This is a genomic window from Streptomyces araujoniae, from assembly GCF_050871195.1.
Classification (GTDB): Bacteria; Actinomycetota; Actinomycetes; order Streptomycetales; family Streptomycetaceae; genus Streptomyces; species Streptomyces bacillaris.
Window position 1 is genome coordinate 3,526,926 of record NZ_CP194070.1, and the last position, 14,978, is coordinate 3,541,903.

Consider the following 14,978-nt stretch of genomic DNA (forward strand, 5'->3'; position numbering starts at 1 on the left):
GGCAGACGATCTCGTCGTCGGCTTCCATGACGCCGAAGAGCCCGCCGAACCGGGCAGTAAGGGCACAGGTGTCGGCGAGGTGGCTCTCTGGGCCGCCACCACCGCGGCAGTCGCCCGTCCGGCGTCCCAAGTCCTGATCACCCTGATCAAGGAGTGGTGCGCTAAGGAGCGGCACCGCAAGGTCGTGGTCACCGTCGGGGACGACTCCATCAAGATCACCGGCCGTCCGGACGCCGCACAGGAGCGCATGGTCCGGGAGTTCCAGGATCGGGTCGCCGGCGACGACGGCACCGCATCGGACGACGACGCGACGTGACCCGCTTCCACAAGCGCCGAGCTCTCCTGATCGGCAACGAGCACTACGACGATGGCCGCTTCTCTTCGCTGGCTTCCGTAAGGGCGGACGTATGGGGACTCACCCAGGTCCTGAAGCACCACAAGATCGGAAACTTCGTCTCCGTACAGACAGAATCCGATCTCGCCGCCGATGACATGCGAGCAGTCATCGGTGAGTTCCTCCAGGAGCGCGACGAGGACGAACTCGCGTTCGTGTACGTCTCCGGGCACGGCGTGCGCACCGTACGTGACGGCGGCGAGTTCCACTTCGTCGCCAAGGACACCGACTACGACCGGGTGGCCGCGACCGGAGTCAGCGCCGGGTTTCTCAACGACGCGTTGGAGGAGTGCGTCGCACCGCAGAAGATCGTGATGATCGACTGCTGCCGCAGCGGCGGGTTCGCTGTGGGTCTGCGTACGTCGGACCGGCAAGGTGACGGCTCCGTGGCCAAGTCCGGCGAGCGGCCCCCGCTGACGAGCAGGGGCGTGTACGTCCTGTCGTCCTCGCGGGCCGGGGAGGACTCGTACGCGGACGCGGGCGGCGGCGATGATGTGAAGCCGTCAGCATTCACCGGCGAGGTCATCGAGGCGCTGCGCACAGGGAAGGTCAGCAAGGACAGCGGCAGCGCGGTGACGGTCAGCGACCTGTTCCACTATGTCAACCGGCGTATGCGTGCCCAGGACAGCGGGCGTCAGGTGCCGGTGCAGTCCGCGCTCGGCGTCGACGACCGCATCGTCATCGCGGACAGCCCCTTCGGCCGAGCCCCCATCCTGAATCCTCTGAGCCCCCGGCCCCGGGCAGCCGCGGGAGAAGCTGCACCGCCACACGCCGTGAAGTCCGCTCACGCACAACCCACCTGGACCAACCTGCTGGACTACTACCGCGAGTGCGTCCTGGCCGAGAGTGCCGAGACACCTCTCATGGACGTGAGTCGGCAGGGCACGTCGTACGTGTGTCTGGACGGCGCGGAGAGGTTCATCTCCGGCGACGTCGACGACGACGGCTGCGTCGCGCTCCCCAAGGAAGCGGGCCCGCTGGTGGATTCAGCGGCAGAGGAGGATGCCGAGCTGTGGGCGGGCTATCCGGCCGTGCTGCTCACCGGGCCTCGTACCGGAAGCCCCTGGCAGCAGCCGAAGTTCGCGCCCCTGCTGGTACGCCGGGTCGAGATCGTCCAGGATGAGGGCGAAGTGCGACTGAAGCCGTTCGGGCCGGTCCAGCCACACCCTCAGTTGGCCCACGACTGGCTGGGCGAGGACGAGGCCAACCAGCTCATCGACACGTTTCAGCCGTCCTGGCATCGAGGACAGCACGACCGTATGGCGGTGGAGGTACGCAACCTCCTCACCCAGGAGTTCGAGCTGCCGTGCGTACAGGAGCTCCGCCCCGACCAGCTCGCCGACCACATCGACGTGCGCACACCCGGCCACGGGGCCCGCAACACCGCGGTCCTGTTCTCGGCACGCCCCCAGACGAACTTCACGAAGGGACTTCTCAACGACTTCGCCCGCATCGCCGAACAGACGGACCAGATCGGAAATACCGCCCTCGGGGTGCTCGCGCCCGACCCCTCGCAGCGCATTCGATGCCTCGCCCACACAGATCCCGAGCCGACAGGCCTCGTGACTCCGCTGCCCTGCAACGAGGCGCAGAGCTTGGTTCTCCGGTCCGCCATGACCCGTCGCCTCACCGTGGCCACGGGCCCGCCCGGCACCGGCAAGAGCCAACTGGTCGCCAATCTCGTAGCCACGGCGATCGCGGCAGGCCAGACCGTGCTCGTTGCGTCCACAAACAACGATGCCGTGGACGAAGTATGGCGCCGCTGCGACGAGCTGGTGCCCGGCAGCGTCGTACGCACCGGCTCGGCACGGAAGACCGGCAAGAGCAACGCGGAGCACGAGACCGCCGCGCTCCACGCGCTGCGTACCGGACCGGAGCCGTCCACCACCGTGGCCACGGCAGCCATGGAGACCATGCTGGCCGCCGACCGCCTGGCAGCGGTACGGCGGCATCTTGCCCATATCGCCGAGACCGAGCTGAAGCTCCGCCAGGCAGGCGAGGCGCGAGTCCACTACGCGGGACAGCTCGGGATCACCGTCACCGAACTGCGGGAGCTGCTCGGCGGCCCGCAACTGCCGAGGGAGCTGGAGGACAGCGCACGCCGCCGCTCCCGCGCGCGCTTCCTCGGATCGTGGCGCCGATCCCGTTTTCTGCGCAAGGTCGGCCTGGAGGGGTACGCCGGTGATCCCGTCACGGGCTGCCTCGCGCTCGCCGGGTTCGCCGCGGCCGAGGCGGAATGGCGTGACGGGCGCGAGCGCGCGGCCGTCGTTGACGACACAGCGCTCACGCGTGACCTCCGCGATGCGGAGAGCGCCGTCCAGGACGCTTCACGTACGTTCCTCGCCACCAAGGTCCAAGCTGCCGCCTGGGCTGGACGCCGCCGCATCATGGAGCTGTTGACGGCCCGGGAGGGCAAACGCGGCGACTGGCCGCAGTTGGGAAAGGTCCTCGGGCGCTCGGGAACCTCGATGACCGCGCCCGCGGTGGCCGGATGGGCGGTCACCAGCCTCTCCGCCCGGCGTTTCCCACCGGACCCGGCCCTGTTCGACCTGGTCGTCATCGACGAGGCCAGCCAATGCGCCATCCCCCAAGTCCTGCCCCTGCTGTTCCGCGCACGGCGCGCCCTGGTCATCGGCGACCCCATGCAGCTGACGCACATCACGAAGACCAGCCCGCACCGCGAGGCTCTCATCCGGCGCGGGCACGGGCTGCGGTCCGACTGGCTGGAGAAGCACCACCTCGCCTACCGGCGCCACTCCGCCTTCCACGCGGCCGAGCAGTCCGCGGGCGGCACGCTGCTTCTCGATGAGCACTTCCGCTGTCATCCTCACATCGCGGGGATCTCCAACGAGTTCTTCTACGACGGTGGGCTGACCGTTCTCACCGACACCCGTGGCCGTCCAGCTCTGGCCAACCGCTCCGCCGTGATCTGGACGGATGTGGCCGGGCGGGCCGCCCGGCCTCCGTTCGGTGGCTCCTGGGTCAACGAGAACGAGATCCGCAAGGTGCACGACAGCGTCCGCTACCTGCTGGAACATCTGCCGCCCGAGGCCACCGTTGGTGTCGTCACCCCCTTCACGGCACAGGCCGAAACCCTGCGCAAACGGCTACGCCCGTACGACGAGGAGCGTCTGCGCATCGGTACGGTGCACACCTTCCAGGGCGGTGAACGCGACGTCATGGTGTTCTCCCTCGTCGTCGGCGAAGGCATGCACCCGGGCTCCGTCGCATGGGTCGGTGAACAGCTGAACCTGTGGAACGTCGCCATCACCCGGGCCCGCAGTCACCTGGTCGTGGTCGGGGACAAGAAGCTCTGGCGGAAGCGGGGAGGCGTGGGCGCCGCACTGCTTGAGGCTGCGGAGCGGGACGGCCTGGCCCCGGGAGGCGAAGACAAGGACGTGCTGCTCAAACGCCTGTACCAGACCCTCTCCCTCGCGGAAGAAGCCACTGTCACGCTGGGGGAAACCGTTCACGGATATCCCGCGGACGCCGTGATACGCGCCGACGGAGCTACCCCCCAACCCGTACTTCTCGATCGGGGAATGGAAAAGAACGGCGACGCGGCACGCCACCTCCGGCTCATGTTGCACCGCCGGAATCTGCTGAGCGATGGTGACGGTGGAGCCGAAGCGGCGCGTTGGCCGGCCTGGCGGCTGTACGACACCGACAAGCAGCGGGGGTGATCCTTCGGGCGTTCCGACGAATCCACGAAATGCCGCGTCTGACGTCATGCCTCGCCAGGGGCTACAGGACAGCGCTTGACCAGGAAGCTCTCTGCTTCAACCTCGACCGGAGCCACTGACCGGCTTCCGGAAGTCGTTGAGAGCCGCCCCCTTCCTGGTCTGCGCACAACGACGCGAGTGCCGCATACGGCTGTGCAGCCATCGCGGACGTGCTGGAATGCGAGTGCAGAATCGAGAGTTTCGGTGCGATTGCCGCGCGGCTGCAAGGACGAGGGGCACGCTGTGGTCACTTCACCCGGGTGGATCCGCTGCAGCAGACCCGAGGCACCACGGATTCCTCCCGGCCTGCGGCGCGGCAAGAGCCTGACTGGCTGAAGTATCCCGCTCAGGATCCACTAAGACGCTGCCTGACAATCAGCGGCGGAATCCACGGCGGGGATCTCGCGCCTGGACGTTCAGGAACGGTTCGAACCAGGCAGCGACACGGAGATCACCGATGCCCATGTGCTGGTTCGTCTCGCCGTCCGGGTCCTCGATTCCGTCGAAGCGAGAGTTGTAGAGCATCAGCACGTCGGTGTCTTGGAAAAACACTTCGGAGCACATGTCGAAGTCGTAGTCGTCACGGTGGGTGGGCAGCCTCCCGTGGTCACCAGCGTCATCGCCTTCGTCCCCGCGGTCTCCCGCGTCGCGGATGGCGAGGTGAAGGGCAAGTTCCTCGGCCGTGCAGGTGGGCTCCGGCCACTGCCCGCGTTCGAGGTCACCGGCAAGGTCGTCGGCCGCCCGGGCGAACCGGCGGCGCCACTGGAGGTCGGCCGCGAAGGTCAGCTTCGGGAGATAGGCGAAAACGCCCCATTGGCCGTCGTGCTGGTCTGGCACCACCGGCCTGTCACCAAGTTCCTCGCTGTCCTCGTACGCCTGATCGGCGAGCACGCGCAGTTCCGTGTAGAGGATGTCGGCGGTTCGGGGGGTGAGTTGCCACTGGCACCGCTCCTCTTCGCACTCCGGGTCGTCGCAGTGCAGCGCCTCCGTCGCGAACAACGCCGCGAAGTCCGGGGTCTTCTTCCTCATCGACGGCGTCGCCAGCTCACCTCGGCGGACAGCCGCTGTGTACCGCCAGCCCGCGCCGAAGTCGGCGACCACCGCTTCCTCGCTCCAGTCGGCGACCTCGTGCCCGTTCTCGGTGTGCAGCCGCAGGCCCTGAGAGGTATCGGTGACCGTGTCCGCACCCTCGATCTCGCTGTCGGACTCCCCCAGCCACATGATGGCCCCGACGACATCCTCAGGGTCCTCGCCCTCAAGGTCGTCGTGTGGCTGAGGCTCCCAGCCCGCGCTCCTAGCTGCCTTCAACACGGCCTGCTGGTCATGCACGTGGAACTCTCGGAGTACCTCTACCCGGATGACCGGACCAGCCAAATCAGCGAGCCGTGCGGCGTTCGGGGTGCGCACGGCGCGCGTGACCGCGTCGACGTCATTGCCCTCGTACACGTCGCCGTCGCCATCGGCGATCTGCTCCCACTTCAGGAAGCTGCCGGCAGGCATGGGCCAGACGCCCGCGAGAGCGTGCCGTGCGGCACTGCGAAGGGAGGAAGCCGGAGCATCCGGCAGCTGGGCGCACAGCCTCTCCAGCGGCTCGGGATTCCAAGCATCGGCGGAAGAACCGATGGCCTGTTGGAGGATGCCCACCGCTTGCTGCGCGAGTTCGGGGTGCCGACAAGTGAGAACGGCCTGCAGTGAGGCAGGGCCATCTCGATGGTGGACGAGAGCGAGGATGCGGCTCTTGCTAGGGGTGTGCTCGCAGTAGAAGCCGCGGAGCGCGGCCATGATCGGCTGAGCGGGCATGCGGAGGACTCCGAACAGTGGACGCACGAAACCGTGCGCGGAAGCGAGTGGAGTTCCGCTGGTGGGCACGCTGCTGACGCGCCTCCGGACGGCGACGATTAGTGCCCTCGGCTGGTTCCCCCGGTGCTACCGGGAGTCCGGACCTGGCTTCCCCAGCTTACTCACACTAAGCAGCCGAGAGTGGTCGAACACCGGCCATCCGGCCTGACCGGTTTTCGGTAGGTGACGTACTCCTCACCGCTAACCTGGTTCGACCGTACGACGCTTGGAGGTGGCCTTGAGGCCGCAAGAGGTGATACCACCGCAACGCCTAAGCCACCTCGGACGCGAGTCCAGGGGTTATCCCGTGATCGCAACGGTTGGGCGTGACGCGGAGGGGGCAAACTTCGGAGCGATCGATGAGCGGCGAAAGCTCGTACTGGCCACGTTCGACTGGTGCGCTGTCTGCGGGCTTCCCTTCGGAGACGAAGCACGATGGCAAGTCCTCCCCCACTTCGGCGACATACCGCTTCCAGAAGAAGTTGGGCTCGCAGAGGCACCCGTACACGAGATCTGCGCTGTCTACTCTGCGCAGGTGTGCCCATTCCTGTCGTCGCAGGGCGCACGTCTCGGGGATGACAAGCGCCGCGGTACGCGTCGCGAGGAAACCGTTCAGGTTGTGGGATACAGCCGCACCAAGTCGGTCGAGGCGTTCCGTTCCTCGCTCCAGGACGATCTCTTCGTCCTGCACTTTCTCCACGACAAGGTGATCGACTCCTTCTCCTACAGTGGCCCCGAGGAGGTCAAGGAACGGTACGAGGATCTCCTGGCAGCAGAACTGCGGATCGAAATTTCGGCGGCGGAGAAGGTACTCATCGACCGGTTCAACGCGATGAGCACCCCGGATGAGCCGACCGGTGACCCAGGCGCGGTGGTGGCTGGCGCCGCCGTCATGATCGGCGCCGGCTTCGCGCCCGACATCTTTCGGGTCCAGGGGATGCAACGCTTCGACGAACGCGACTCGTACGGGCTTATCGCTCGGCAGTTCCTGGAGCGCAGCGGGCTTACTGAAGCCGCAGCGACCTTCCCTGACGCATCCGGCAAAGCAGCAGCACAATGGCTCCTGGACAAGGGCGATGACGCCCCTGCTGTGCTGTCGCTGTGGCGAGACCTCGGGAAGCAGCGGGTGTCCGGGCGCACGATTCCCAAGCAAAGGCCCGTCGGGCCGGGCCGCAGCGTTGGCAAGAACACTCCCTGCCCATGCGGGTCGGGACGCAAAGCCCGACGATGCCACCCTGCAGGAGTACCCGAGTCCCTCTAAGGAGCGTGCAAACTCGCCTCTGCGAAGCGGCCGACGGGAACAGCGCCGCTTCGCGAGGCGGTCACAGCATCAGGGCTTGGGAGAATTCTGGGAGATGATCATCCTCCGCAGGCCGACCGAGCCCTTGCCACACCAACCCGAAACTTGGCCCTGACCTGCACCGTTAGCGAGGCGACCAGGTGCCGATCCTGCCCGACCCTCGTTCGGGACGAAGAGGTCGTGGGTTCAAATCCCGCCACCCCGACAGTGAAGTACCAGGTCAGGGGCCTGACTCGAGTCATCGAGTCAGGCCCCTGACTGGTTCCAAGCCGCAGTCGGCTTCTGGGCCGAGCGGCCCTCGGCAATCGCCCGCTAGCCGCCCCCGCTGCGCGTACGGCATGGAGATGCCCCGACGTTCCACTCGGGCACAGCTAAGACGATGCTCCTATCACGATGCCCAGCAGCGTGAGCGTGAGGAAAGCGGCCCCCCAACCAAATGCGTGGCGTATGCAGCGGTATTTGGTCCAAACGATCTGGGACAGGATCGCCAGTTGGTGCAAGTCCCTGGATACGAGGTCTGTACGGCGAATCGTGTGTTCCAGCCGCGCGACTGACCTCGCGAGCCTTGCATCACCGAAATAGTGGGTGCGGGAGTAGTGCGGGCTGCCGAGCCGTGGCGTAACGGCCAAGCCCAGCAGGACTAGCGTCGGCACACACGCCGCGCAGCCCGCCCATATGAGAAGTTGCGGAACCAGGTCGTACTGCCTCAGGGGGATTCCGCCGCTACCGATCGCGCCGAGCAGGGCGATCAAGGCTCCGCCCACGGACGCCAGCATGAGGCCGGCCTTGTTGTCCGCCTTGACGAGTTCCTCACGGACTTCGGACAGCAGCACTCTGGCAAGCCCGGTGCCGTGGTCGGTCTCGGTGTCGACATCCAGGTCCGGGTCGGCGTCGCCTCCAGGTATGGTCACGCATCCCCTCCGTTCCATAGGTGTGGGACGGCCGCCCCGTTGGACGGGGCGGCCGAGGTGTCGCGTTTCGTGTACGGACGTGGATCAGACAGTCGATGAGCGGCGAATCTCGTCCTCCAGCGCGTTCACCGCCTGCCGGACACGGATGTTCATCGCCGCAGTGTGCTCCCTGAGCGCTGCCTCCGACTCGGCGCGGTGACGCCGGACCTGCTGCTCGATGGTGCTCTGGGCGATCTCTAGGTTCGCCTCCGCCCGACGCTCGGCGAGCCGGACCTCCCCGTCATGGATCTTGACCGCGCTGTTGCTCGCGCTGGTGAGCATCCGGTCGTATGCCGAATCACCACTCAGGTACTTCACCAGCACGGGAAGTACGTCGAGGAAAACGAACAGCAAGCGGACCAGCCAGACGCCCACGAACAGAACAGCGTTCCCGGCCGCCAGCTGATCAAGCGCGCGCATTCGCTCCAGGAAGCCGATTTCCTTGTGCTTGGCGCGCTCCTCGCCCAGACGCCGCTCGATGCCATCAGCCCGGTCCCTGAGAAATGCGCCACGTGACGTGGTCTGCTGGGCCTCGATCTCCGAGATACGGCTGTTCATCCCGGCCAGTCGCTGCTCGTTCTCCTCAGTGCGGTGTGTCGTCCGGTAGTCCCGTGCCTTGGCGCGCAGGCGCAGGCACTCCGACGTCCGCTGGTACAGGCCAGTGGCCGCTATGCGGATCAGTCGGCGGCACTCGTCCCGCACCTCGGAGTCGAGGGTCTCCAGCCTGGCGGTCTCCCGATCCACTCGCTTCTGCAGGGCGGCGGCGTCCGAACGCACGGCGGTCAGTTCCTCCACCCGTTCACTGGGTGTCTTGCCGAAGGAGAGGACGAACGTGCTGTCACAGCCCTGCGGCGTGACACTCTGCGGCGCGGACGGTACGGGGTTGCACCGGACCAAGTTGGTCCGCAACCGGTCGATCGCACTCGTACGTTCGTCGGCGACGTGCTGCTCGATGGCCGTCTGGAAGATGCGCAGTACCAGGGGCTCGGCGATCACGGCACCGAGCATCAGGGCGACCAGAAGGCGCATGAGAACCGGACCCAGCCGCCGCCGCGTGTTGGGCTGTGGCGTGACCAGCCAGCGGTCGAGGTTGAGTACGAACAGCATCCAGATGACCGTCGGAACCAGGGCCACCAAGGAGACCCTGCCGAGCGCCTCGGTCGTGAAGTTCCACATGGAGAACGCCGCGATGACAGAGGTTCCGAGCACCACCCCACCGAGTGCCGTGTACTTGCTCCGCTCATACTTCACTCTGGCCAGGAGTTCCTCGTCGACCCCGGTCAGGGCACGCAGCCGTCGTGCGACGTCGAGCCCGGAAGGTCGGAGAGCGGTACAGGCAGCCCCGTCCTCAGTAGTGCGGAGGTCGTGCCCGGGAGGCACGGCGGAGCCGTCGTCGGCGCCCTTGCCCTTCTCCGAGCCGTGTTCCACCACACGATCAGTCAGAAAGTCAGTCAACGAGATCGTCCTCGTCCCTGACGAACCCACTCTGCGGATCGCGCGGACCGCCACGCCCCGCCACCTGGTGATCGGGGCGAGCCGGACCCGACTCGACCATGCGGCCGATGTCGGGTGCGGTCGCGAGACCGGAGGATGTCTGGCCGCCCGTCTCGCGCAGGACCTGTTCCAGGACCTGGTGATAGTCGACGTACTCGCTGCCGCCCATGTGCCGCAACAGCGTCAACAGCATGTCACGGCGCATCTGCGTCTCCGCCGTCTCCTTGGCCTGGTCGTGGGCGCGCTTCGACGTCTCGGCCTGATGCCGGCGAACCGACTCCTCGTCGGTGATCCGATGGATGCGGGCCGCCGCGTCGGTGACGCCAATCTCATTCCGAACGATGCCGACAGCATCCGCGTGGTCGGAGCCCTGGGAGAGCAGCTCCGCGACGCGAAGGACGTCCTGAGTCTCGAAGTCGCGCTGTCCCCTCTGAAGTTCCCGGAAGCGCCGCTCATCGCGCATCCTCTGTTCCCAGTCCCGCAGATCATCCGACGTATGCACCTCCGCGCTGACGAACTCCACACTCATCCCGGAAATCCGCGGCGGAACAATCGCGCTGTAGGCAGTCATGCGGTGGCTCACCTCCGTGCGCACCGCGTTCACCTCCTCCACCCGGTGCCCGGCGCTCACCCTCGGGAGGTCGCCGTCTCCCAGCAGGTAGGTGCGCAACGGAACGGTCACGTCGACGACGCCATGGCGTGCGATGACGGCCGGGTCGGTCACCTGACAGGTGAAGGAAGCCCTCACGGTGAAGTTGTCCGCCTCGCTCACCGACGGCAGAGTGCGTTCCACCTCGACCAGACGTGCCCGGGTGTCGACCAGGCTGACCGACGAGGCGTCGAGGACATCGGGGTGGGAAGGGTCGAACACCATGCCCTCGGGGTACGCGCGGTAGTTTCCGCCGACTCTGAAGACGTAGACCGCGCCGGGCGGCAGGTGCGGTACGTCGTCGCGTCGGCGACGGCGAGACCACCATGTGCCCTGGACCGTGGCCAGGACCTGCTCGGCGGTGACGGGGTAGTTCACTTGCTTCGGCCTCCTTGAGCGTGGGTGAAGGGAGCGACGGATATGGGAGCCGTGGCTGAGCGCCGGAAGTCGGCCGACGGCCGTCCTCGCAGTGATCCGAGGAGCACCTGCGCCAGTTCGTTAGCGCCGGGGGTCGCGTAGTCGGGGTGCTGCAGGGCGATGGACAGGTGATGGCGCAGCGCGGTCCACTGGCGCTCGCTCATGGCGTTGCGCATGGTCTCGCCGAGTTCGTTCACGGTGCTGACGACCGACGGGGTGTCCCGCAGCTGGACCAGCGTCCGGCACAGCGCGCTGATCGCCCGACTCCGGTGGCTGCTGTGCAGGACGTACGGCCACAGGAGACCGAGGTGGCGAGCGCTCTCCGGGGTGGTCCGCAGCAACGCCGCGGTGAGGGGCTCAAGACTCTGCAGGCTTCTGGTCTGCAGGAGTTGGACTGTGGCGCGCAGCAGGATCGACCGCTCACGAGAGCCCGGCGCGGCATGGACGAGCAAGGTCCGCACGTACCGGAGTATGAACACCGCCCGTTCCGCGTCCTCTTCGGCGGTCTGCAGGAGCAGGACCAGTGATCGGTGGGCGGAGAACGCGATCCGCTCCCCACGCTGCATCAGGAACCACAGCCACTTGAGGGCATCCAAGCGGTACAGAGAGCCCAGGCTGCCGGTCAGAGCCATGGCCGCCGTCAGCGCCCGTTCAGGTCCGCTGTTGTCCGTCCAGCTCAGGGCGATGGTCAGGGCCTGCGGCGCGAGGTGCTCGACGTCGCACATGAATTGCAACGTCAACGCGGCGGTCACGCGCTGGTTGATGGGCCCACCGGACCACGCCTTCAGCATGGTCTCGTCCACCTCGACGAGTGCGTGCCTGGCCAGAAGTGCCACGCCCCGCGCGACCTCCGTACGTGTGTCCAGGTCGCCCATCAGGGCCAGCTCGCCCAGCCACTGACGCAGCGGGTACCAGAGCTCGTATCCGTAGAGGTCATGCAGTTCCGCGATGATGAACTCGCGGACACGGGGCTCGGTGAAGACCAGACACCGCTCGCTGCGCCCGGCGCTGTGACCGGGCTTCAGGCGGTGCTCGGTTGTCACGAGCCCCTCCGCCCGGTCCCTCCATCTGGCGCGTGACTGCTGGGATACCGCACCGGACAGCGCCGACCTGACCAGGTCCTCCGGCTCGCTTGCGGGCACCCCGCCGCTCTCCTCCCAGCGTCTTACGTAGGCGGCGAGGCCGGCACACTCCTTCTCGAACGTTCGCTCCGAGATGCCTTCCAGAAACGCCAAGGCCGCGAGTGGAATCAGATCTTCCGGAGCGGGCTGTTTCCGGAACAGTCCCTGAACCAGCTCCCGGCACGTGTCCCGCAGGGTCTCCAGCGCCTTCACCACGCCCTCCTGCGAGAGGACCACAGCTGCGGCGACGATGTCCGCAGGCCGTCGCTGTTCGCCGACGCGCTCCCGCAGTTCATTCTCGGTCTCAGGACTCAGGACACCATGCGGCAACGACTCCAGGCAGTGGTCGAAAAGCACCACGGGGTCGGGGGCTCCCCAGGGCACGCAATGGTCTTGGAGGGCCAGCCTCCGACGGATCGTGCCGCCCGCCGTGATCACCAGATACGACCCCTTGCGGCGCAGTTCCTCCCTGAGCCGACCGATCGAGTACGCCTGCACAGCCTCCACGTGCAGCTCGCCGACATAGTCGAGGATGACGTACCCCTGCCCGGGCTTGAGCTCCCGTGACGCGGCGAGATCGGCTAGGGAATTAGCGGGTGACAGGCTCCGCAACCTGGCCTTGTCACCCAGGACCTCCCTGAGCAGGGCCAGGGAGCCCGCGCCCCGCCCGCAGTTGTCCTGCCCTGTCAGGACGACGAGAGCGTCATCACGCAGCTTGTCGAGCGCCTCACCGAAGCAGGGCTGAGGCGCGACATAGAACCGCAACGCGCGGTCCATCTCATCGGGCTCGATGACGCCGGGGGCGAGGCCAGGCGCCGGGCCGGATCCGAAGCCGAACGCCGCTCCGGAGGCATCGACGACACCGTAGAAGTTGTTGCTGACGAGTTGGTGGACGCGACGTAGGTCGTCGTAGCCCCGGTCGTCCTCCTCGCGTTCGTCCGACTCCGCCCGCCGCGGGTCAGCCGTCCGCGGCGCGGTCTCCGCGCCAAGGATGTCGTCCCCGCACTCCGGCACGCCTGCCGCGACGTTCTCAGGTGCAAGGGGTCCAACGCCGTCTTCAGGGACAGGTGCAGGAGGTGGGACGGGCTCATGGGCCGTCGCCGGTTCCTCAGCCACCGGCGCTCCCGAAGCCGAAGACGGCACCCCGGGCATCCACAGGGCCGGAGAGATTGTTCACGCTCACCTGGTCGGCCTGGTACTCGTTGCTGATTCCCGCCCTGCCGGATCCGCTGGCAACGTCCAAGCCGGACCTGGCCGCTGCCGATCCCTCCGACGCGTGATCAGCGTGCCTCGAGGATTCCGCTTTCCCGGACGCACGCGCGAACGCAGCCGATAACCCGATCTCGGGAACGCGTAGCCATGCCGCAGCGCCGTACTCCTTCACCTGCGCATCCACACGGGTGAAGTCCTCCGGGAGCAACGACGTATGACGACCGACCACCGTGGAACGGAAGACCTCGTCGGACAGCACCAGAACCAGGTCCGCACCGGGGTGCTCGGCCAGCGCTTCGTAAAGCGGCCTCGCATTCAACAGACGTGACGTGACCACCACGGCCGTGCCGGCGAAGCCGTTGTCGGCCAGTTCCACCAGCCCCTGGTGAATGGCCGCCCTAAGCCTCATGCGGGCCTCGGGGACTCGCTGGGCGTTGTAGTCACGCAGCTCGGCGACGAGGTGGCGGATGTAGTCGTCGACCAGGCGGGGTTCACTGCCGTCGACAGGCCGCACCGCCAACTGCTCATCGCCCTTGCGCTGGATCTGCCACTGGTCACGGTCCAGGCCAGCCCTCCTGGCGGCGTGATCGAGAAGGCGCGGCAGGTCGTGCTGGATTTCGGACTGCCTACGGTCGTTGTTGCTCCCGTAGGCCTGGGCGTCCACGGCAATACAGGTGCAGGGATAGAAGTCAGGCCACGCAGCCACCCGATCTCTTCCTCTCTGGATAGACGGTGGGCAGTGACTGCCCACGAAGTACTGCCCGAGAGGCTAGGAGAGGGAGCGCGAGCTGAATCCGTATCAGTACGGGTTGTCAGCGAGGAGTTTGGCGAATTTCAATAACTCCGGAACGTCACAGATGGTTATGCTTCGGTAGTTGCGTTCCACCAGGCCCTGGGCGGTCAGTGCGGCCAGGCTCTTTTCGGCCGTGTTGAGCTTGAGGCCGGCCAGCGACGCAAGTTCCTTCTGCGTCAGCGTCACGCCGAGGTCGCACCGTTTACCGTCGCTGTCCGGAACCGGTTGGGCGTATGCCTGTCCCAACTCAGCCAGGACTCTGGCCAGTCGGGTCAGCGAGTCATAGGCCTTGAAGTCGAGCCGACGCCGGTTGGCCCAGCGCAGCCGGGCGGACAGCATGTGGAGGATGGCTCGCATGGCATCAGGGTGGCGGGAGAGGAACGCCTCCAGCGCACCCACCTGAATGACTCTGGCGGTCACCTCACTGCAGGCGATCACCGTGCCCGACCTGGGGCGCTCCTCGAAGGCCGCCATCTCACCGACCAGGTCCCCCGCTATGCGGATGGCAAGGAGCATGTCGTAGCCACTTTCCGCGCTGGCGACGACCTTCACAACACCACTGGTGATCAACAGGACGTGCCGACTGTCATCGCCTTGGTGCAGCAAGGCACGATGCGGCGGATAGGTCAGCAAGGTCCCCTGTTCCAGCAGTTGTTCCCGCGTCGCCCTCTGCAATCTGCCAAGAAATGTGGACGGCTGCCACGCGTGATTCATTAGCACCCCCGACGTTCCCGCTCCGCGACACAACGCGCGTCTCACGCCTGATCATGCTTCCGCCGAGGTGGGGTGTCGCAAACGAGCCGGACCGAATATGGCCTGTTTCCCAACATCTCATCCAGAAACGATCGAATACATGTTGATCATCAAAGAGATCAACTGGGCCCGAGTGCGGTCTGTGAGGGCCCCCGGCCGCGCCCATCAGGTGGGACTCGGGTCCCGCGCGCGTCACCGACAGGGGATCACAGCCCAACGAGCCGACGCGGCGGCGAGTGTGCGGACCGGACGGAGCGCCGTCTCAGGTGAGTGGCGCTGTGCGCCGTTCGGCTGAACTTCGGAGTGGACAGGGAGCACACGCCGTCCTTCGTGT

At 66.8% G+C, this 14,978-nt stretch carries 10 protein-coding genes; 3 read left to right on the top strand and 7 right to left on the bottom strand.

What is annotated here, in order from left to right; translation table 11 throughout:
- Positions 1-79: 79 nt before the first annotated feature.
- The gene (locus ACQ9ZG_RS14925; protein WP_258047160.1) at positions 80-316 is read left to right on the top strand and encodes a hypothetical protein; all 237 of its coding nucleotides are present in this window, start codon (positions 80-82) and stop codon (positions 314-316) included.
- Positions 313-4,077 carry a caspase, EACC1-associated type gene (locus ACQ9ZG_RS14930; protein WP_099217476.1) on the top strand — a complete coding sequence of 1,255 codons (3,765 nt, stop codon included), beginning with the start codon at positions 313-315 and terminating at the stop codon, positions 4,075-4,077. The genes ACQ9ZG_RS14925 and ACQ9ZG_RS14930 overlap by 4 nt, the downstream gene beginning before the upstream one ends.
- A 414-nt stretch (positions 4,078-4,491) precedes the next feature.
- Here the strand turns inward: ACQ9ZG_RS14930 and ACQ9ZG_RS14935 are convergent, their stop codons facing one another.
- A complete protein-coding gene (locus ACQ9ZG_RS14935) occupies positions 4,492-5,616 on the bottom strand; it encodes a hypothetical protein (protein WP_143673651.1) in 1,125 nt (374 codons plus the stop codon).
- Positions 5,617-6,262: 646 nt separating this feature from the next.
- On the opposite strand from ACQ9ZG_RS14935, the gene ACQ9ZG_RS14940 reads away from it, so the two are divergent.
- Positions 6,263-7,216 carry an SEC-C metal-binding domain-containing protein gene (locus tag ACQ9ZG_RS14940; protein WP_219995614.1) on the top strand — a complete coding sequence of 318 codons (954 nt, stop codon included), beginning with the start codon at positions 6,263-6,265 and terminating at the stop codon, positions 7,214-7,216.
- Positions 7,217-7,626: 410 nt separating this feature from the next.
- Here the strand turns inward: ACQ9ZG_RS14940 and ACQ9ZG_RS14945 are convergent, their stop codons facing one another.
- The 6 genes from ACQ9ZG_RS14945 to ACQ9ZG_RS14970 form a co-directional block, all read right to left on the bottom strand.
- Complete coding sequence (locus ACQ9ZG_RS14945) at positions 7,627-8,166, bottom strand: Pycsar system effector family protein (protein ID WP_240799984.1); 540 nt, start codon at positions 8,164-8,166, stop codon at positions 7,627-7,629.
- Between the two features lie 84 nt (positions 8,167-8,250).
- Positions 8,251-9,660 carry a DUF4407 domain-containing protein gene (locus ACQ9ZG_RS14950; RefSeq protein WP_109915586.1) on the bottom strand — a complete coding sequence of 470 codons (1,410 nt, stop codon included), beginning with the start codon at positions 9,658-9,660 and terminating at the stop codon, positions 8,251-8,253.
- The gene (locus ACQ9ZG_RS14955) at positions 9,653-10,726 is read right to left on the bottom strand and encodes a hypothetical protein (RefSeq protein ID WP_099217493.1); all 1,074 of its coding nucleotides are present in this window, start codon (positions 10,724-10,726) and stop codon (positions 9,653-9,655) included. Before ACQ9ZG_RS14955 ends, ACQ9ZG_RS14950 begins: the two co-directional genes overlap by 8 nt.
- Complete coding sequence (locus tag ACQ9ZG_RS14960) at positions 10,723-13,002, bottom strand: hypothetical protein (RefSeq protein ID WP_109915587.1); 2,280 nt, start codon at positions 13,000-13,002, stop codon at positions 10,723-10,725. The genes ACQ9ZG_RS14955 and ACQ9ZG_RS14960 overlap by 4 nt, the downstream gene beginning before the upstream one ends.
- Positions 12,995-13,804 (bottom strand): hypothetical protein, encoded by an 810-nt coding sequence (locus ACQ9ZG_RS14965; RefSeq protein WP_109915588.1) that lies wholly within the window; start codon positions 13,802-13,804, stop codon positions 12,995-12,997. The genes ACQ9ZG_RS14960 and ACQ9ZG_RS14965 overlap by 8 nt, the downstream gene beginning before the upstream one ends.
- Positions 13,805-13,897: 93 nt before the next feature.
- Positions 13,898-14,524 carry a Crp/Fnr family transcriptional regulator gene (locus ACQ9ZG_RS14970; protein ID WP_258312182.1) on the bottom strand — a complete coding sequence of 209 codons (627 nt, stop codon included), beginning with the start codon at positions 14,522-14,524 and terminating at the stop codon, positions 13,898-13,900.
- Between the last annotated feature and the right edge of the window lie 454 nt (positions 14,525-14,978).